At 65.7% G+C, this 18,012-nt stretch carries 13 protein-coding genes; 9 read left to right on the forward strand and 4 right to left on the reverse strand.

The genetic code is table 11. From position 1 onward, the window contains the following. Positions 1-20: 20 nt before the first annotated feature. Positions 21-620, reverse strand: a complete 600-nt coding sequence (locus tag ACIQCN_RS01755) for a GDSL-type esterase/lipase family protein (protein WP_400609110.1) — start codon at positions 618-620, stop codon at positions 21-23. Positions 621-722: 102 nt separating this feature from the next. After that, positions 723-4,523 carry a multifunctional oxoglutarate decarboxylase/oxoglutarate dehydrogenase thiamine pyrophosphate-binding subunit/dihydrolipoyllysine-residue succinyltransferase subunit gene (locus ACIQCN_RS01760; RefSeq protein WP_400603262.1) on the reverse strand — a complete coding sequence of 1,267 codons (3,801 nt, stop codon included), beginning with the start codon at positions 4,521-4,523 and terminating at the stop codon, positions 723-725. A gap of 513 nt (positions 4,524-5,036) precedes the next feature. On the opposite strand from ACIQCN_RS01760, the gene ACIQCN_RS01765 reads away from it, so the two are divergent. The 5 genes from ACIQCN_RS01765 (at position 5,037) to ACIQCN_RS01785 (ending at position 10,213) form a co-directional block, all read left to right on the forward strand. After that, positions 5,037-6,374: a hemolysin family protein gene (locus ACIQCN_RS01765; protein ID WP_400609111.1), complete on the forward strand. Its 1,338-nt coding sequence runs from the start codon at positions 5,037-5,039 to the stop codon at positions 6,372-6,374. Continuing rightward, entirely contained in the window at positions 6,371-7,441 is a 1,071-nt protein-coding gene (locus tag ACIQCN_RS01770) for a hemolysin family protein (protein WP_400603264.1), read from the forward strand. The genes ACIQCN_RS01765 and ACIQCN_RS01770 overlap by 4 nt, the downstream gene beginning before the upstream one ends. Positions 7,442-7,523: 82 nt before the next feature. Beyond that, on the forward strand, positions 7,524-8,522 hold the full coding sequence (locus ACIQCN_RS01775; RefSeq protein ID WP_400609114.1) for a metal ABC transporter substrate-binding protein: 999 nt from the start codon (positions 7,524-7,526) through the stop codon (positions 8,520-8,522). Then, entirely contained in the window at positions 8,523-9,338 is an 816-nt protein-coding gene (locus ACIQCN_RS01780; RefSeq protein ID WP_400603266.1) for a metal ABC transporter ATP-binding protein, read from the forward strand. Then, complete coding sequence (locus ACIQCN_RS01785; RefSeq protein ID WP_400603267.1) at positions 9,338-10,213, forward strand: metal ABC transporter permease; 876 nt, start codon at positions 9,338-9,340, stop codon at positions 10,211-10,213. The genes ACIQCN_RS01780 and ACIQCN_RS01785 overlap by 1 nt, the downstream gene beginning before the upstream one ends. Here the strand turns inward: ACIQCN_RS01785 and ACIQCN_RS01790 are convergent. Next, entirely contained in the window at positions 10,210-10,686 is a 477-nt protein-coding gene (locus ACIQCN_RS01790) for a Fur family transcriptional regulator (RefSeq protein ID WP_400603268.1), read from the reverse strand. The two genes, ACIQCN_RS01785 and ACIQCN_RS01790, sit on opposite strands and share 4 nt — an antisense overlap. Before the next feature lie 95 nt (positions 10,687-10,781). On the opposite strand from ACIQCN_RS01790, the gene ACIQCN_RS01795 reads away from it, so the two are divergent. Genes ACIQCN_RS01795 through ACIQCN_RS01810 form a run of 4 tightly spaced genes read left to right on the forward strand, consistent with a single transcriptional unit; the run spans position 10,782 to position 13,919 of the window. Next, positions 10,782-11,438, forward strand: a complete 657-nt coding sequence (locus ACIQCN_RS01795) for an MBL fold metallo-hydrolase (protein ID WP_400609116.1) — start codon at positions 10,782-10,784, stop codon at positions 11,436-11,438. Then, positions 11,438-12,337: a sulfurtransferase gene (locus ACIQCN_RS01800; protein WP_400609117.1), complete on the forward strand. Its 900-nt coding sequence runs from the start codon at positions 11,438-11,440 to the stop codon at positions 12,335-12,337. The genes ACIQCN_RS01795 and ACIQCN_RS01800 overlap by 1 nt, the downstream gene beginning before the upstream one ends. Continuing rightward, positions 12,334-13,494: an NAD(P)-dependent alcohol dehydrogenase gene (locus ACIQCN_RS01805; RefSeq protein WP_400603271.1), complete on the forward strand. Its 1,161-nt coding sequence runs from the start codon at positions 12,334-12,336 to the stop codon at positions 13,492-13,494. The genes ACIQCN_RS01800 and ACIQCN_RS01805 overlap by 4 nt, the downstream gene beginning before the upstream one ends. Then, complete coding sequence (locus ACIQCN_RS01810) at positions 13,491-13,919, forward strand: HIT family protein (RefSeq protein ID WP_400603272.1); 429 nt, start codon at positions 13,491-13,493, stop codon at positions 13,917-13,919. The genes ACIQCN_RS01805 and ACIQCN_RS01810 overlap by 4 nt, the downstream gene beginning before the upstream one ends. A 45-nt stretch (positions 13,920-13,964) precedes the next feature. Here ACIQCN_RS01810 and hrpA read toward each other — a convergent pair whose 3' ends face one another. Then, positions 13,965-17,960, reverse strand: coding sequence for an ATP-dependent RNA helicase HrpA (hrpA, locus tag ACIQCN_RS01815; protein ID WP_400609119.1), 3,996 nt, complete (start codon positions 17,958-17,960; stop codon positions 13,965-13,967). Positions 17,961-18,012 lie beyond the last annotated feature (52 nt).

Below are 18,012 nucleotides of genomic sequence, written 5' to 3' on the forward strand. Positions count from 1 at the left end.
AGATATATCGCGAACCAGCGCTACTCCGGGGAGTCCATGCCCAACCACTGGAACCAGCCGCGGTGCAGGACGAGCCAGGCCATCAGCCCGTAACCGGCCTGGCCGGGAGTCCCGCCGTTGGCTGCCAGGTCCTGACGCCACTGTTCGTGGTTCAGCAGGGGGGAAAAGGTGTCAACGTAAAGGTGCTTCCGGCGGGTGGTGACGTCGGCGAAGGCGGTGTTGAGCTCATCCAGCCTCCGGTTGCGCACCGGATCGAGGGTGGGAGGCGGTCCCACTACAAAGACCTCGATGCGGTTCTGGGAGGCCGAATCGAGGATATTGGCCAGGTTAAGGCGGCTCCGCGCGGTGGAGAGGCCGAACTCGATGTCGCGGCCGGACAGGCCGATCACCAGCCGGTTCTCTGCCTGGCCGCTGAAACGACGGCCCGCTTCCTCAAGCCAGCGTGCAGCCAGGCCTTCGGTGCCCTCTTCAGGGCAGGCCAGCGCATAGCTTTCCACCTGTGTGCCGTCCTGGGGAGTGCGGGCCAGCACACGTCCAAACCATCCGAGCGCGCGGGGGTCGCCCACTCCCGCCAGCAGTTCATCTCCTACAGCTGCGATGAGCAGCTTCCTGTCTTCCACACGTACCTCTTCACTTCCGGGGCCTGGCCGGTGTTGTCCATTAAACGGCAACTGCCCGGCCGGAGTCTGATGGGTCGACGTCCGGCCGGGCAGCCTTGGTGCTTACTTGCGCGCGAATGCCTGCTTCAGCAGGACGTCCTGCTCCGCCGCGTGCCGCTTCATTGAACCGGCAGCAGTGGAGGCCGACGCGGGGCGCGAAACCAGCCGAATCCTGCGGTCCAGGGCGTCCGGCAGGTTCAGTCCGATGAACGGCCACGGTCCCTGGTTTGCCGGCTCGTCCTGTGCCCATACGACTTCGGCGTTCGGGTACTTCGCCAGCTCCGCGGCGATTTCCTCGTGCGGCAGCGGGTAGAGCTGCTCGACGCGGATGATTGCCGTGGTGGTGTCGCCCGTCTTCTGCCGGGTGGACAGCAGGTCGTAGTACAGGCGCCCGGAAACCAGCAGGACGCGTTCGACGGCGTTCGCGGCCAGCTGCTCGTGTTCACCGATCACGGGGCGGAAGGCGCCGCTGGTGAAGTCCTCCACGGAGGACGCCGCAGCCTTCAGGCGCAGCAGCTGCTTGGGCGTGAAGATGATCAGGGGCTTCCGCGGACGGCTGTAGGCCTGGCGGCGCAGCAGGTGGAAGTGCGAGGCGGCCGTGGTGGGGTTGGCCACGATCATGTTTTCCTCGGCGCACAGCTGCAGGAAGCGCTCGATTCGTGCCGACGAGTGGTCCGGGCCCTGGCCTTCGTAGCCATGCGGCAGCATGAGCACCAGCGACGAGCGCTGGCCCCACTTCTGCTCGGCGGACGAGATGAACTCGTCGATGATGGTCTGGGCGCCGTTGACGAAGTCACCGAACTGGGCTTCCCAGAGGACCAGCGCGTCGGGACGCTCCACTGAGTAGCCGTATTCGAAGCCCATGGCGGCGTATTCGGAGAGCAGCGAGTCGTAGATCCAGAGCTTGGCCTGGTCATCGGAGAGGTTGCCGAGGGGCAGCCATTCCTTGCCGTTGGCGCGGTCGTGGAACACGGCGTGACGCTGCACGAAGGTGCCGCGGCGGGAATCCTGGCCGGCGAGCCGGACGGGAACGCCTTCCATGATGAGCGAGCCGAATGCAGCGATTTCGCCGAAGCCCCAGTCGATGCCGCCTTCGCGGGACATCTGCTCACGCTTTTCGAGGAGCTGCTTGAGCTTGGCATGAACGGTGAAGCCCTCAGGTACCTCGACGTGGGCCTTGCCGATCCGGGCAAGGGTCTCGGCGGAAATGGCGGTGGAGACGGGAGCGTTCACTCCCGAGTCGGACTGCTGTGCCATGGGGCGCTCGATGTCCGAAACCGCGGCGGAGTCGGCCGTGATGATCGGGATCGGGGAAGTCTGCGCCGCGTGGGTTTCGGCGAACACCCGCTCCAGGCGTTCCTGGTAGTCGCGGAGCAGCTGCTCTGCTTCTTCCTCGGTGATGTCGCCACGGCCGATCAGCGACTCGGTGTAGAGCTTTCGCACAGAGCGCTTGGCTTCGATGAGGTTGTACATCAACGGCTGGGTCATCGAGGGATCGTCGCCCTCGTTGTGGCCGCGGCGGCGGTAGCAGACCATGTCGATGACAACGTCCTTGTGGAACCGCTGGCGGAACTCGTAGGCAAGCTGGCCGATCCTGACCACGGCCTCGGGGTCGTCACCGTTCACGTGGAAGACCGGTGCCTGGATCATCTTGGCAACGTCGGTGGAGTACGTGGAGGAACGGGAGGACGACGGCGCGGTGGTGAAGCCCACCTGGTTGTTGACCACGATGTGGATGGTTCCGCCGGTCCGGTAGCCACGCAGCTGGGACAGATTCAGGGTTTCGGCAACCACACCCTGGCCGGCGAATGCGGCGTCGCCGTGGACCATGATGGGCAGCACGGGGAACGTCTCGCCCTGGTCCAGGCGGTCCTGCTTGGCGCGGACGATGCCTTCGAGGACCGGGTCCACGGCCTCAAGGTGGGACGGGTTGGCGGCCAGGTAAACCTTGGTTTCCTTGCCGTTGTCCGACGTGAACGTGCCTTCGGTGCCCAGGTGGTACTTCACGTCACCGGAGCCCTGGACGGAACGCGGGTCCTGCGTGCCCTCGAATTCGCGGAAGACCTGTGCGTAGGTCTTGCCGGCGATGTTGGTCAGCACGTTGAGGCGACCGCGGTGCGCCATGCCGATGGCAACCTCGTCCAGGCCGTCGTCGGCGGCGTCGGACATGATGGCGTCCAGCAGCGGGATCAGCGACTCGCCGCCCTCGAGGGAGAAGCGCTTCTGGCCCACGAACTTGGTCTGCAGGAAGGTCTCGAAGGCCTCTGCGGCGTTCAGCTTGGAGACGATCCGGAGCTGTTCTTCGCGGCTGGGCTTGGAGTAGGGGTGCTCAAGCTGGTCCTGGAACCACTTTCGCTCGGCCGGCTCCTGGATGTGCATGTACTCGATGCCCGTGGTGCGGCAGTAAGCATCGCGAAGAACGCCCAGAATGTCGCGGAACTTCAGGCTGGGCTTGCCGCCAAAGCCACCCGTGGGCCATTCGCGGTCAAGGTCCCAAAGCGTCAGGCCGTAGGTCAGGACATCGAGGTCCGGGTGCTTGCGCTGGACGTACTCCAGGGGGTCGGTGTCCGCCATGAGGTGGCCACGAACGCGGTAGGAGTGGATGAGCTGCTGGATCCGGGCGACCTTGTTGATCTCGTCAGCGGGGTCAACCTGCTTGTCGGCGCTCCAGCGGACGGGCTCGTACGGAATCCGAAGGGACTCGAAGATCTCGTCGTAGAAGTTCTGCGCACCGAGCAGCAGCGAGTGGACCAGCTTCAGGAACTCACCGCTGCCGGCACCCTGGATCACGCGGTGATCGTAGGTGGACGTGAGGGTGAGCACCTTGCTGATGGCGTTTTGCGCGATGATCTTTTCGCTGGCGCCCTGGAATTCTGCCGGATAGTCGAGGGCGCCTACGCCGATGATGGCGGCCTGGCCCTTGGAAAGGCGGGGCACTGAGTGCACGGTGCCGATGCCGCCCGGGTTGGTCAGGGAGACCGTGGTGCCCTGGTGGTCCTCTGCGGTGAGCTTGCCGTTGCGGGCGCGCTTGATCAGGTCCTCGTAGGTGTGCCAGAACTCCGAGAAGTTCAGGGTCTCCGCTTTCTTGATGTTCGGGACCATCAGGAGGCGGGTGCCGTCAGGCTTCGGCATATCGATCGCGATGCCAAAGTTGACGTGTGCCGGCTGCACAGCGACGGGCTTGCCGTCCACTTCGTCGTAGTAGACGTTCATGGAGGGGAACTGGGAGAGCGCCCGGATCACGGCGTAGCCGATCAGGTGCGTGAAGGAGACTTTGCCGCCGCGGGCGCGGGCCAGGTTGGAGTTGATGACAACGCGGTTGTCGATCAGCAGTTTGGCGGGGATGGCCCGGACGCTGGTGGCCGTGGGGACCTCGAGGCTGGTCACCATGTTGGTGGCAATGGCCTTGGCAGGTCCGCGAAGTACGGAGACGACGTCCTCTTCCGGGGCCGTGGGGGCCTTGACGTTCTTGGGCAGCTGCGCCGGAATCGGGGGAGTGCCGCCGCCTGCTTCCGTCTTCTTGGAGCCGTCGCGGGCCACGGTGGCGGGTGCCTTCTTCGCGGGGGCTGCTGCCGGCGCCGGTGCCGGGGCAGGTGCGGAAGCGGCAGGAGCTGCAGCCGGCTGCGCTGCCGGAGCCGCAGGAGCTGCCTTAACAACCGGAATCTGCGTGGTGGGTGGGTTGGACGCGTTCCCCGAATTTCCGTTGGAAGAAGAACGGCTGCCCGAGTCGAAGGATTCGAACAGCGGCCACCATTTTGCGTCTACTGCGTTCTTGTCCTTCTGGTACTGCTCGTACAGTTCGTCAACGAGCCACTCGTTTCCGCCAAATTCCTCTGGTAGACGGTGGCTAGGCTGCTCTGGCACTTGAAATACGCCTCTTCCATGAGTTTGATTTCTCTCCGGCCCACGGTGCTTGAGTACTCCGTTCGAACCAGTCTCTGCGTCCTCTGAACCCAGACCTTGCAAGTCTAGTGAGCATCACGCGTTAACTGCCAATAAGCGTGACCCAAATCATGAAGTGACGTCCGGAGGCCCGGATCCGGGTCTCCGCACCGGTTCGCTTGGTCTCTTCCGCACCGCCCGTCCCAGGCCAAGCGCCGCCTCCCGCTCCTGTAGACTGTGGGCCTTATGGACAGTAAATCCAGGTGCCGGCCTGGGGGCTGTCAGCGGAGGCCCAAAGCGACCTCTGCGCAGTCCACCCGCCGAGCCGGCAGACCCCGAACGAATGCCCATCACCAGCCCGAGCCGGGGCCGGCTGCGCCCCGCACGGAAAGAGGGCCGGCTTCAGCCGACCACCCTCCGCCGGAACGGGCCAAAGACAGCCGTTCCGGCCTGGTTCCCGCAAGTCCCGCCCGGGGCCGTCAGGCGGGATGCTGAGTGGAATGGCTCCTGCTGGCCGCCGGCCTGCTGCTCATCGCAGGCACCGGGTTCTTCGTGGCCGTTGAATTTTCCCTTATCGCACTGGATCAGCCCACGGTCCAAAGGGCGGTTGACGATGGTGATACCGGTGCCGTCCCGCTGCTGAAGTGCCTCAAATCCCTCTCCACCCAGTTGTCCAGCTGCCAGCTTGGCATCACTCTCACCACGCTGCTCACCGGTTACGTCATGGAACCTTCGGTGGGCCGGCTGCTGGAAGCTCCGCTGGCCGCCGTCGGACTTCCCCAGCCTGCCGTGTACTCGATCTCGCTGGTGCTCGCCATGGTGCTCGCCACGCTGCTCTCGATGCTCCTGGGCGAACTGGTTCCCAAGAACATGGCGATTGCCCTTTCTTTCCGGGTGGGGAAGGCGCTGGCGCGCCCGCAGCTGATGTTTACCGCCGTCTTCAAGCCCGCCATCGTGCTCCTGAACGGCTTTTCCAACAAGGTCCTCAACGCCTTCGGCCTGGAAGCCAAGGAAGAAATTTCCGGTGCCCGCACACCGGCGGAGCTTGCCTCATTGGTGCGCCGCTCGGCCGCCATGGGAACGCTCGACGCCGGGACCGCCAATTTCGTGGCCCGCACCCTTGATTTCTCCACCCGGACCGCAGCGGACGTCATGACGCCCCGTATCAGGGTGGAAACCATCGACGCGGGCCAGCCGGTGTCCGACGTGCTGGACGCCGCGCGCAGGACGGGATATTCGAGGTTCCCGGTGATCGGCGATTCCGCGGACGATATCCGCGGCCTGGTGCACGTAAAGAAGGCCGTGGCCGTGCCGGCGGACCGCCGGCACAAGCTTGAGGCAGGGGCCATCATGACGGAAGTCCTCCGTGTTCCGGAGACCATCCACCTGGACGCGCTCCTGGCGGAACTGCGTGACGGCAACCTTCAGCTGGCCGTTGTGCTGGACGAATACGGCGGAACGGCAGGCATCGCCACCCTCGAGGACCTGGTGGAGGAAATTGTGGGCGAGGTGGCGGACGAACATGACAAGGTCCGTCCCGGCCTCCTCCAGAGTGCCTCCGGAGACTGGTACTTCCCGGGGCTGCTCCGTCCCGACGAACTGTCCGAGCAGATCCCGGGCCTCACGGTCCCGGATGAATCGGCCTATGAAACCGTGGGCGGTTACGTGATGAGCCAGCTCGGCAGGATTGCCGCCGTGGGCGACAGCGTCCCGGTCGAAGGCGGGACCCTGAGCGTGACCCGGATGGACGGACGCCGGATCGACCGGATCTGCTTCCATCCCGCACCGCACCAGGCGGAGGGCCATCATGAAACCCAGGGGAGCGGACAATGAACGACTGGGCCGGGATCTTTTGGCTGGCCGTTCTCCTGCTCGGGAACGCCTTCTTTGTCGGCGCTGAATTCGCCGTCATGTCCGCCCGGCGCAGCCAGATTGAACCGCTGGCCGAAGCCGGTTCGAAGCGGGCGCAAACAACGCTGCGGGCAATGGAAAATGTCTCCCTCATGCTGGCTTGTGCCCAGCTGGGCATCACCGTGTGCTCCCTGCTCATCCTGCTGGTGGCCGAACCTGCCATCCACCATCTCCTCGCCGTGCCGTTGGAGGCGCTGGGCATCCCTAAGGAAATCGCCGACGTGGCGGCTTTCGGTGTGGCGCTCATGATCGTGACGTTCCTGCACGTGACGTTCGGTGAGATGGTGCCCAAGAACATCTCCGTCTCCATGGCGGACAAGGCCGCGCTGTTCCTGGCTCCGCCCCTGATGTTCGTGGCACGGCTGGTCAACCCGGTCATCGCCACCCTCAACTGGTCCGCGAACCATATCCTGAAGCTGCTTCGCATCGAGCCCAAGGACGAGGTGAACTCCTCCTTCACCCTGGAGGAGGTCCAGTCCATCGTCCAGGAGTCCACGCGGCACGGACTGGTGGATGACGAGGCCGGCCTGATCACCGGTGCGCTTGAGTTTTCCGACTACAGCGCCGCGGACATCATGGTTCCGCTGGACAAGCTGGTGATGCTCAAGGCACCCACCACTCCGGTGGACTTCGAAAAGGCCGTCAGCAGGACGGGTTTCTCCCGGTTTCCCATGCTGGACGAGGACGACTTGCTGTACGGCTACCTCCATGTCAAGGACGTCCTCTCCATCCCGGAATCGGCTTCGGGTTATCCCATCGCCGAAAGCAGGGTCCGTTCGTTGGCCAACCTGGCGCTGGACGACGAGATTGAAAAGGCCATGTCCGTCATGCAGCGCACAGGGTCCCACCTGGCCCGCGTCATCGGCCCGGACGGGAACACGCAGGGCGTCCTCTTCCTGGAGGACGTCATCGAGCAGTTGGTGGGCGAGATCCGGGACGCCACCCAGGCCCGGGGAATCCGCCGCTTCGGTCAGGAGAACGGTGCTTGAGCTTCTTTTCTAAATAGGAATCATTCCTATTTAGGTGTAAGGTGGAGGGGTTGTCCTGCCCCTCTACCGAACTGAGGTTCCCGTGCGCCGATCCGCCGCTGCCCGATCCACCCTTGCCGTCCTTGCCGGGGCAGGCCTCCTGCTTTCTGCCTGCAGCCAACAGCCTGAGGCTGCTCCAGCCAACGATGGGTTGAGCGTGGTCACGTCCACGGACGTGTACGGGGACATCGTCAGGACGATCGGCGGAGACAAGGTCAGCGTCACCGCGATCATCAGCAAGACCAGCCAGGACCCGCACTCCTACGAGGCAACGGCACAGGACCGCCTGGCCGTCTCCAAGGCCGACCTGGTGGTGGAGAACGGCGGAGGCTACGACGGCTTCATCCACACGCTGGCCGAGGACAGCAACCTCGATGAAGCGAAGGTGCTGAACGCCGTCGAACTCTCCGGCCTGGAGGAGGAAGCAACCGCCGGCGGGGACGCCACCGCCGGGGCAACGACTGAAGAAGCGGACGCTGAAGAAGAGCACGGCGAGGACGGGCACGGCCACGGCGAATTCAACGAACATGTCTGGTACAGCCTCTCCGCCATGGAAAAGATCGCCGACCAGCTGGCCGCCAAGCTTGGCGAGCTGGATCCGGAATCCGCCGAGGGCTTCACCGCCAACGCCGAGGCCTTCAAGAAGGAACTCGACGCGCTGCACGCCAGGCTTGACGCCCTGAAGGACAGCGCGGGCGGCGCACGGGTGGCCGTCACCGAGCCGGTTCCCCATTACCTCCTGGAAGATGCCGGGCTGGTCAATGCCACCCCGGAGGACTACACGGCCGCGATCGAAGAGGGCTCCGACGTGCCCCCGGCCGTACTCAAGGAAACCACCGACCTCGTAGAATCGAAGTCCGTCCGCATCCTGGCCTACAACGGCCAAACCGAAGGCCCACAGACGCAGGCGCTCAAGGAGGCCGCCGACCTGGCGGGCCTCCCCGTGGTCGATTTCAGCGAAACCCTGCCGGAAGGCAAGACGTACCTGCAGTGGATGACGGACAATGTGGAGAACATCGGCAAGGCTCTGGGAGAAAAATAGTTGAAATCACTGGTCAGCCTCACCGGGGCGTCCCTCAGGTTCGGCCAACGGACGCTCTGGGAAGGCCTTGACCTGCAGATCAGGCCCGGCGAATTCTTCGCCGTGCTCGGTCCCAACGGCAGTGGCAAAACCAGCTTCCTGAAGGTGCTGCTGGGTCTCCAGGAACTGCATCAGGGCAAGGCGGCGCTGGGGGGCCGGCCCGTCGAACGCGGCAGCAGCATGATCGGTTACATACCCCAGCAAAAATCCTTCGCCCCGGATACCCCCATGCGGGCCCGCGACCTGGTGGGCCTGGGCGTCGACGGGCACCGGTGGGGGTTCCGGCTCTCGTCCGCCAGGGTGAACCGCCGGATCGATGAACTCCTGGACCTGGTGGGCGCCTCGGATTACGCCAAGGTGCCGGTAGGCCAGCTTTCCGGCGGTGAGCAGCAGCGGCTGCGCGTGGCGCAGGCGCTGGCCACGGATCCGCAGGTTCTGCTCTGCGACGAACCGCTCCTGTCCCTGGACCTGCACCACCAGCAGGCTGTCAGTTCGCTGATTAACCGCCAGTGCCACGAGCACCAGAGTGCCGTGGTGTTCGTGACGCACGAGATCAACCCGATCATCGACTATGTGGACCGGGTCCTGTACCTGGCCGGAGGACGCTTCAAAGTAGGCACCCCGGAAGAGGTCATGACCACCGAAGTCCTGTCCGATCTGTACGGCAGCCATGTTGAAGTGATCCATGCCAACGGCCGCATCGTGGTGGTAGGCCTGCCCGACGCCACCACGCACCACCATGCCGAACCGCACGCTTTTGCCGGAGAGGCCGCCTGATGGATTTCGACAGCCTTCTGGGCGCCATCTTCAACTTCGACAACTACGGCGAACTGCTGGTGCTGGTCCAGAACTCCATCTGGGCCGGAGCCGTCCTCGGCCTGCTGGGCGGCCTGGTGGGCACCTTTGTGATGAAGCGTGACCTGGCCTTCGCCGTGCACGGCATCTCGGAGCTGTCCTTTGCCGGCGCCGCGTTCGCCCTGCTCATCGGCGCGGACATTGTGTTCGGCTCCCTCATCGGTTCGGTGGCCGCTGCCCTGCTGCTGGGCCTCATGGGTGTCAGGGCCCGGGACAAGAACTCCATCATCGGCGTCATCATGCCCTTCGGCCTGGGCCTGGGCATCCTCTTCCTGTCACTTTACGAGGGCCGGGCCGCAAACAAGTTCGGGCTCCTCACCGGTCAGATTGTTTCCGTTGATACGGTGCAGCTCCAGGCGCTGGCCGGGACCGCCCTGATGGTCATGGTGGCGCTGGCCCTGATCTGGCGGCCGCTGAACTTTGCCAGCGTTGATCCCGAACTAGCCGAGGCCCGGGGAGTGCCGGTACGGACGCTCGCCATCGGGTTCATGGTCCTGCTTGGCGTCAGTGTGGCGCTGTCCATTCAGGTGGTGGGAGCCCTCTTGGTCCTGGCACTGCTCATTACTCCGGCGGCGGCCGCCCTGCGGGTGACATCGTCCCCGGTGGCTGTGGTGGCTCTCAGCGTGGTCTTCGCCATGACGGCGACGGTGGGTGGAATCCTGCTGGCCCTTGGCGGCCGGATCCCCATCAGCCCCTATGTGACCACCCTGTCATTCCTGATCTACGTCGCGTGCCGGGCCGTCGGATCCGTCCGTGCCCGCAAAGGCCTGAACGGACGGGTGCTGAAGCCGGCCTAAGCGAGCGGGTCGCCGGCAGCCTTTCGGGCAGTGCAGTCGGGGCAGAGTCCGAAGATTTCCACCGTGTGCGCCACCTCGGTGTAGCCATGTTCTGCGGCGGTACGTGCTGCCCAGGTTTCGACGGCGGGCGCCTCCACTTCCACGGCCTTGCCGCAGTTGCGGCACAACAGGTGGTGGTGGTGGCCCGTGACGGCGCAGCGGCGGTACACGGCTTCGCCCTCGCCGTTGCGAAGAACGTCCACCAGGCCCTCGTCCGCCAGGGACTGGAGGATCCGGTACGCCGTGGCCAGGGATACGGAAACGCCCTGGTTCTGCAGGATCCGGTAAAGCTCCTGGGTGCTGACGAAGTCGTTCAGTTCGTCCAAGGCTGCGCTGACGGCCCGGCGCTGTTTGGTGACACGCTGCTCCTTGCCGCCGGCTGCGGTACCGGTCCGGGCGGGCTTGGTGGCATCAGCCTGGGCGCCGAGCGGCATGGAGGAACTCGCTTCCGTAGGGGTGGTGGCAAAGATCCAGATTACCAGCCGGGCTGCCGTGGACAGGGTTCGCGGCCGGACCCTAGGCTGGCGCTATGAAGCTGACCAAGTACACGCATGCCTGTGTCCGGCTCGAAAAGGACGGGCGGGTCCTGGTCCTGGACCCGGGCAATTTTTCCGAGTGCGGCGAGGCGCTGGATGGCGCGGATGCTGTCCTGGTCACGCACGAACACACGGACCACATCGACAAGCCCGCCGTTGCCGGCGCCATGGGCGGCAATCCGGGCCTCGAACTCTTCGCCCCGGAGGGCGTAGCGGCGGGCATGCGGACCGAAGCGCCGGCGGCCGCCGGCCGGATCCACACCGTGGAGCCAGGCTCCGCCTTTGAGGCGGCGGGCTTCAAGGTCCGTTCTTTTGGCAGTCAGCACGCGCTGATCCATCCCCAGATTCCGCTGGTGGCCAACATCGGCTACCTGGTGGACGACAACGTGTTCCACCCGGGGGACTCGTTCACGGTCCCGGACGGCGTGGCGGTCCGTACGCTGCTGGTGCCGCTGCACGCTCCGTGGAGCAAGGTTGCAGAGGTAGTGGACTTCGTCATCGCGGTCCGGGCGCCACGCGCCTTCCAGGTCCATGACGGCCTGTTGAACGATAACGGCCTGGGCATAGTGGAATCCCATGTCCGCAGGATCGGCGCCAAATATGGCACGGAGTACGCCCACCTCGCCCCGCGTGAATGGGTGGAGGTCTGATGGGGACGGGCCCCTTGATCAGTGCCGCGGACCTGGCGGAGCGGCTGGAACAGGGCAGCCGGACGGTGCTGCTGGATGTCCGGTGGGCTTTGGGGGATCCGCACGGTCACGCGCATTACCTTGCCGGCCATCTGCCGGGCGCCGTGTACGTGGACCTGCCGGGCGAACTCGCCGCCCCGGCCGAGCCGTCGAGGGGCCGCCACCCGCTGCCCGCGGCTGCCGACTTCCAGGTGGCCGCCCGCGGATGGGGCATCAACGACGGCGACACAGTGGTGGCCTACGACGATTCCGGCAACCTCGCAGCGGCCAGGCTCTGGTGGATGTTGCGGGACGCCGGGCTCGGGGAGGTCTACCTGCTGGACGGCGGGCTTGCGGCCTGGCGCGCTGCCGGGTTACCGGTGGAGTCCGGCACCGTGGCTCCCTCCGAAGGAAACGTCACCCTCGGCACGGGTAACATGCCGGTGCTCGACGCCGGCGCTGCCGGAACGTGGGCAGATACCGGGCTCCTGCTCGATGCCCGGGCGGGGGAGCGCTACCGGGGCGAGGTGGAACCTGTGGACCCGCGCGCCGGCCACATCCCCGGCGCACTGAGCGCGCCGACGTCGGACAACCTCGACGGCGACGGCCGCTTCCTGCCCGCCGCCGACCTGAACGCGCGTTTCACTGGACTGGGTGTCAGGGCCGGCGTTCCCGTGGCTGTGTACTGCGGCTCCGGCGTCACGGCCGCACACGAAGTGGCGGCGTTGGAAATCGCGGGCTTTCGGGCAGCACTGTATCCGGGATCCTTCTCGGAGTGGTCGAACAACCCGGAGTTGCCTGTTGCCACCGGTGCGGCGCCCAGGGGTGACGGGCCGCCAAGTGGCATCGCCCCCGGCCACGGGGGTACGGTCGCCTTATGACCCCTGGACGTCCCGTGCCCCCGCCCCTTGCCCGCCCGGTTGCTCCCGTTGACGACGCCGGTACCGCCCCCACGGGTGCCGGCACCTTGGCCGCCGCCTACGGTGCCGTCTCCGGAGACAGCGGGCTGGTGCCCCTGACCGTTGCCCGGCGCGCCCCGAAAGCGGACGACGTCGAGATCGCCATCGAGTACTGTGGCTTGTGCCATTCCGACGTGCACGCAACCCGCGGTGAATGGGGCGGCGACACGTACCCGCTGGTACCCGGCCACGAAATCGTGGGAACGGTGAGCCGCGTGGGCTCCGCCGTCACGGATTTCGCGGTGGGCGACCGCGTCGGAGTGGGCTGCATTGTTGATTCCTGCCGGAAGTGCGACAGCTGCCTGGACGGACTGGAGCAGTACTGCGAAAAGGGCATGACCGGAACTTACGGCTCCAAGGACCGCCGCAACGGCGACGCGATCACCCAGGGCGGCTACTCACAGTCCATTGTGGTGGACCGCGGCTATGTGCTCCGCGTTCCTGAATCACTGGACCCGGCCGCCGCCGCGCCGCTGCTCTGCGCAGGAGTCACGACGTATTCGCCGCTGCGCCACTTTGACGTGGAAGAAGGCGACGTAGTGGGCGTGGTGGGGCTCGGCGGGCTGGGCCACATGGCCGTCAAGCTCGCCAAGGCCATGGGCGCCAGGGTGGTGGTGTTCACGACGTCGGAATCCAAGGTTGCAGCTGCCCTGGAACTTGGGGCGGATCAAGTGGTGCTGTCACGCGACGAGGACGCGATGGCAGCGGCAAACCGCAGCATCGACCTCATTATTGACACTGTTGCGGCGCCCCACGACCTGAACCCGTTCTTCCGCACCCTGCGGGTGGACGGTGCACTGTTCCAGCTGGGCCTGCCCTCAGAGGCAATGCCACCAGTGAATCCGGGCGCACTGATCCGGCGCCGGATTGCTTACGCCGGCTCGTTGATCGGCGGCATAGCGGAGACCCAGGAGATGCTGGACTTCTGCGCTGAGCACCGAGTGGTGTCGGACATCGAAATGGTGACTGCGGAACAGCTCAACGAGGCCTACGACCGTATGGTGGCAGGCGATGTGAAATACCGGTTCGTGCTGGACACCAGCACCCTGCAGGCACCCGCCAGGGAGGCAGACGCGTGAGCACCATCTTTACCAGGATCCTGAACGGCGAAATTCCGGGCCGCTTCGTTTGGCGCGAAGACGACGTTGCCGCTTTCCTGACCACCGGGCCGCTGGCGGACGGCCACACCCTGGTGGTGCCCCGCGAGGAGGTGGACCGCTGGACCGATGCCTCCCCGGAGACCCTCGCCAAGGTCATGGAGGTGGCCCGCCGCATCGGTGCCGTCCAGGTGGACCTCTTTAATGCCCGGCGGGCGGGCCTCATCGTGGCGGGCTATGAGGTCAACCACCTCCACGTCCACGTGTGGCCGTCGCAGAGCATGGCGGACTTCGACTTTGCGTCCGCGGACCAGAACCCGGACCCTGCGGTGCTGGACGCCAATGCCGAGAAGCTCCGCGGGGGGCTCCGGGCCGCCGGCTACGGAGAGTTCGTGCCGGAATCCTGAGCCGGCACGGAACGCGAGCTGGCCACCCTGCGGGGCGTCGCGCAGTCAGGCGGGGGCGAGCGCCTTGTTCAGCACAGTGCGGATCCGCTTCTCGGACACTGAATACGCCGTGCCGAGCTCGACGGCGAACAGGCTCACCCGGAGCTCTTCGATCATCCAGCGCACCTGGGTTAACTCCCGGCCGGCCTTCCGCCCGGGGAGGAGGGCGGCCACGGCGTCGTCGTAGTCGTCCTCCAGCCGCTGGATCACGGCCATGTTCAGGCCATCCCGCTGCACGTTGCCCGGCAGGCGTTCCAGGCGCCGTTCGATGGCGGTCAGGTACCGGGGGAGCTGGCTGAGCTGCGCGTAGCCCGTGCGTGCCACAAAACCTGGGTAGACCAGCTGCTCCAGCTGGCTCTTAATGTCATTGAGTGCACTGATCAGGGCGAGGCTGGTGGTTCCCTTCAGCTGCTTCTCGATCCTCCGCGTACTGGCAAGGATACGTTCGACGACGGCGGTGACGCTGAAGACGGTATCGATCAGCTCCGCACGGACCACCTCGTACAACGCATCGAAGGACTCCCGGTCCCAGGGGAGTTCCTCCGGCGTGAGCTTGTCGATGGCAGCCAGCGCGCAGTCGGCGATCAGGGCAGAGACCGAGCCGTGCGGGTTCTGGCTGAACGTTAGTTTCTCCGTGTTGTTCAGGTGCTCCAGCACATACCGGTCCGGCGCCGGAACACGCAGCGCCAGCAGCCGGATGACGCCGCCGCGCATGGCATCGAGCTGTTCCGCGGACGTCTGAAACACCCGCAAGGAGACGGAGGTGCCGTAGTCTACGAGTGCCGGATAGCCGGTCACAGTGTGGCCCTTCACCATGCTGCTGACTTCACGCGGCAGGGTGCCGAAGCTCCATTCGACCAGGCCGTCCTGCTCCACGAACCCGGCAGGGGCTGAGTCCGCCGGAACCCCGGCGGGCTGCGCGCCCTGCGGTGCGGCGCCGTCGTACGCGTCCTTGCCGCGCTGCGGCCTGCTCCCGTTGCCGCCGCTCTTGCCTCCCGCGACCTTGCCCCGGCTGACAGGTACCGTGGATGCCGGTGTGGCGCCCAGGGACTCTGCGATGGCGCGGCGGGTGGCGGGGGCCAGCTTCTCCTGGAGCGCTGCAAGGTCCTTGCCTTCGTCCAGGACCTTACCCTTGCTGTCCACCACCTTAAAGCTAAAGCGCAGGTGCGGCGGAACGGCATCCCAGTTCCAGGAACCGGGCGGGATGATGGCCCCGCGGATGCGGCGCAGCGCGAGCTCCAGCGAAGGCTCGAGGTCATCGGTGGCAGGATCGAAGTCCGCTTCCAATGCTGCCACCGCCTGGCGCGCGACGTCCGGGGCCGGCACGAAGTTCTTGCGGATATTCTTGGGCAGGGACTTGATCAGTGCCGTCACCAACTCCACCCGCTGGCCCGGGATGAGCCAGCGGAACGGGGCGTCATCGAGCTGGTTCAGGAACAGCACCGGCACTTCGGCCGTGACGCCGTCGGACGGATTCGGCGGTGAGCCGGGCGCAACCGGGTGGAACTCGTAGGTCAGCGGCAGGTCGAACCCCTTGTGGCGCCAGGTCCTGGGGTACGCCGACTCGTCGAGGTCCTCCGCGTCGTCGCTGAGCAGCAGCGACTTGTCGTAGTCGAGGAGGTCGGGGTTCTTCTGCCGGGCCTCCTTCCACCACTTGTCGAAATGCCGCTCGGAGACGACGTCGGGGCCCACGCGCGCGTCATAGAACTCGAACAGCGTCTCGTCATCCACCAGGAGGTCCCGGCGGCGCATGCGATTTTCGAGTTCCTCCACTTCGTTCAGGAGCGCCCGGTTGCGGTGGAAGAACTTGTGATGGGTCTTCCAGTCGCCCTCCACGAGAGCGTGCCTGATGAAAAGCTCCCTCGCCACGGCTGGATCCACCCGGCCGTAGTTAATCCGCCGCTGGGCGATGATCGGCACCCCATAGAGGGTGACCTTCTCGTATGCCATGACGGCGCCCTGCCGCGTGGACCAGTGTGGCTCGCTGTAGCTGCGCTTGACCAGGTCCGGAGCCACCTGCTCCGCCCACAGCGGATCGAACTTCGCAGCGACGCGCGCCCACAGGCGGCTGGTCTCCACCAGCTCCGCCGCCATCACGAACGTGGGCGACTTCTTGAACAGCGCGGATCCCGGGAAAATGGCGAACCGGCTGCCGCGGGCGCCGGCGTACTCGCGCTTGCGTTCGTCCAGGATTCCGATGTGGCTCAGAAGGCCGGACAGTAGGCTGATGTGGATTCCGTCATGGTTGCCCACGGGATCCGCCAGGCGCTTGTTGTCCAGGCTGATGCCCAGCGGGCGGGCAAGCTGGCGCAGCTGGGCGAAGAGGTCCTGCCATTCGCGCACGCGCAGGTAGTTGATGAATTCGGCCCGGCACAGCCGGCGGAATGCCGACGACGAAAGCTCCTGCTGCTTTTCCTGCAGGTAGTTCCAGAGGTTCAGGTAACCGGTGAAATCCGAGTTCTCGTCCTTGAACCGGTTGTGCTTTTCCGCCGCAAGCTGTTGCTTGTCCGTTGGGCGCTCGCGGGGGTCCTGGATGGTGAGCGCAGCGGCGAGGATCATGACTTCCCGGACGCAGTTGCGCTTTCCGGCCTCCACGATCATCCGGCCCAGCCTGGGGTCCACGGGCAGTTGCGCAAGCTTTTGTCCGACGGCGGTGAGGCCACCGCCGCGTTTCGCGCCGTCGTTATTCGCTCCGCTGGTGGGCGCAAGGGCGCCCAGTTCGCGGAGGAGGTTGACGCCGTCGTTGATTGCCCGGGTCTCCGGCGGCTCAACGAAGGGGAATGCCTCCACGTCCTTGGGGCCCCTGGCCACCCCCATAGCGGTCATTTGGAGGATGACGGCGGCGAGGTTGGTGCGGAGGATTTCGGGGTCCGTAAATTGGGGTCTGGACTCGAAGTCCTCCTCGGAGTAGAGGCGGATGGCAATGCCGTCCGAGACTCGGCCGCAACGGCCCGAGCGCTGGTTCGCGGAAGCCTGTGATACGCGCTCGATTGGCAGCCGCTGGACCTTGGTGCGGTGCGAATAGCGGGAGATGCGGGCGGTTCCGGTGTCGATGACGTACTTGATGCCGGGTACCGTCAGGGACGTTTCCGCCACGTTGGTGGCCAGCACGATCCGCCTTTTGCTGCCCGGGTGGAAGACTTTGTGCTGCTCCTGCAGGCTGAGGCGGGCGAAGAGGGGGAGTACCTCGGTGCCTGTAAGCCGGCGGTTGGACTGGATGCGGGCCTGGAGGGCGTCCGCCGCGTCCCTGATCTCGCGCTCGCCGGAGAAGAACACCAGGATGTCGCCCGGCGCCTCGTTGGCGAGTTCGTCGACGGCGTCGCACACGGCATCCAGCGGGTCGCGGTCCTCCTCGAGTTCGTCGTCAGAAGCCTCTTCGTCGTCCTCCCTGGGCTGGGTCAGGGGTCGGTAGCGGATTTCCACGGGGTAGGTCCGGCCCGAGACCTCGATGATGGGCGCGGGTTCTTCCTGGGTGCCGAAGTGGTTGGCGAAGCGTTCCGGATCGATGGTGGCCGAGGTGATGATGATTTTCAAGTCCGGGCGCTGCGGCAGGATCCGCTTGAGGTAGCCCAGGATGAAGTCGATGTTGAGGCTGCGCTCGTGGGCCTCGTCGATGATGATCGCGTTGTATTTGCGCAGCAGCTTGTCCCGCTGGATCTCGGCCAGCAGGATGCCGTCCGTCATCAGCTTGACCTTGGTGGCCTTGCTGACCTCCCCGGTAAAGCGGACCTGGAAGCCCACTTCCTGGCCGATTTCCACGCCCAGCTCTTCGGCAATGCGTTCGGCAACCGTGCGCGCTGCCAGCCGGCGGGGCTGGGTATGTCCGATCAGCCCGTTGTCCCCGAGGCCGAGTTCCAGGCACATCTTGGGAATCTGGGTGGTCTTTCCCGAGCCGGTCTCGCCGGCAATGATGGTGACCTGGTTGGCGGCAATGGCCGCCATGAGGTCCTCGCGGCGCTCGGAGACCGGCAGCTCGGCGGGATAGGAAATATGCAATGTCATGGCTGCAGACAGTCTACTGCGGCCTGGCTTTGGTTTCGGTGGCTGGGCGGCT

Source organism: Pseudarthrobacter sp. NPDC092424 (assembly GCF_044754925.1).
In the GTDB taxonomy this organism is placed as follows: domain Bacteria; phylum Actinomycetota; class Actinomycetes; order Actinomycetales; family Micrococcaceae; genus Arthrobacter.

Bases quoted from the DNA above. Each gene is read 5' to 3' on its own strand.
- ACIQCN_RS01770 (WP_400603264.1), top strand. From the start codon at position 6,371: ATGAACGACTGGGCCGGGATCTTTTGGCTGGCCGTTCTCCTGCTCGGG.
- ACIQCN_RS01785 (WP_400603267.1), top strand. From the start codon at position 9,338: ATGGATTTCGACAGCCTTCTGGGCGCCATCTTCAACTTCGACAACTAC.
- ACIQCN_RS01790 (WP_400603268.1), bottom strand. From the start codon at position 10,686: ATGCCGCTCGGCGCCCAGGCTGATGCCACCAAGCCCGCCCGGACCGGT.
- ACIQCN_RS01795 (WP_400609116.1), top strand. From the start codon at position 10,782: ATGAAGCTGACCAAGTACACGCATGCCTGTGTCCGGCTCGAAAAGGAC.
- ACIQCN_RS01800 (WP_400609117.1), top strand. From the start codon at position 11,438: ATGGGGACGGGCCCCTTGATCAGTGCCGCGGACCTGGCGGAGCGGCTG.
- ACIQCN_RS01805 (WP_400603271.1), top strand. From the start codon at position 12,334: ATGACCCCTGGACGTCCCGTGCCCCCGCCCCTTGCCCGCCCGGTTGCT.
- hrpA (WP_400609119.1), bottom strand. From the start codon at position 17,960: ATGACATTGCATATTTCCTATCCCGCCGAGCTGCCGGTCTCCGAGCGC.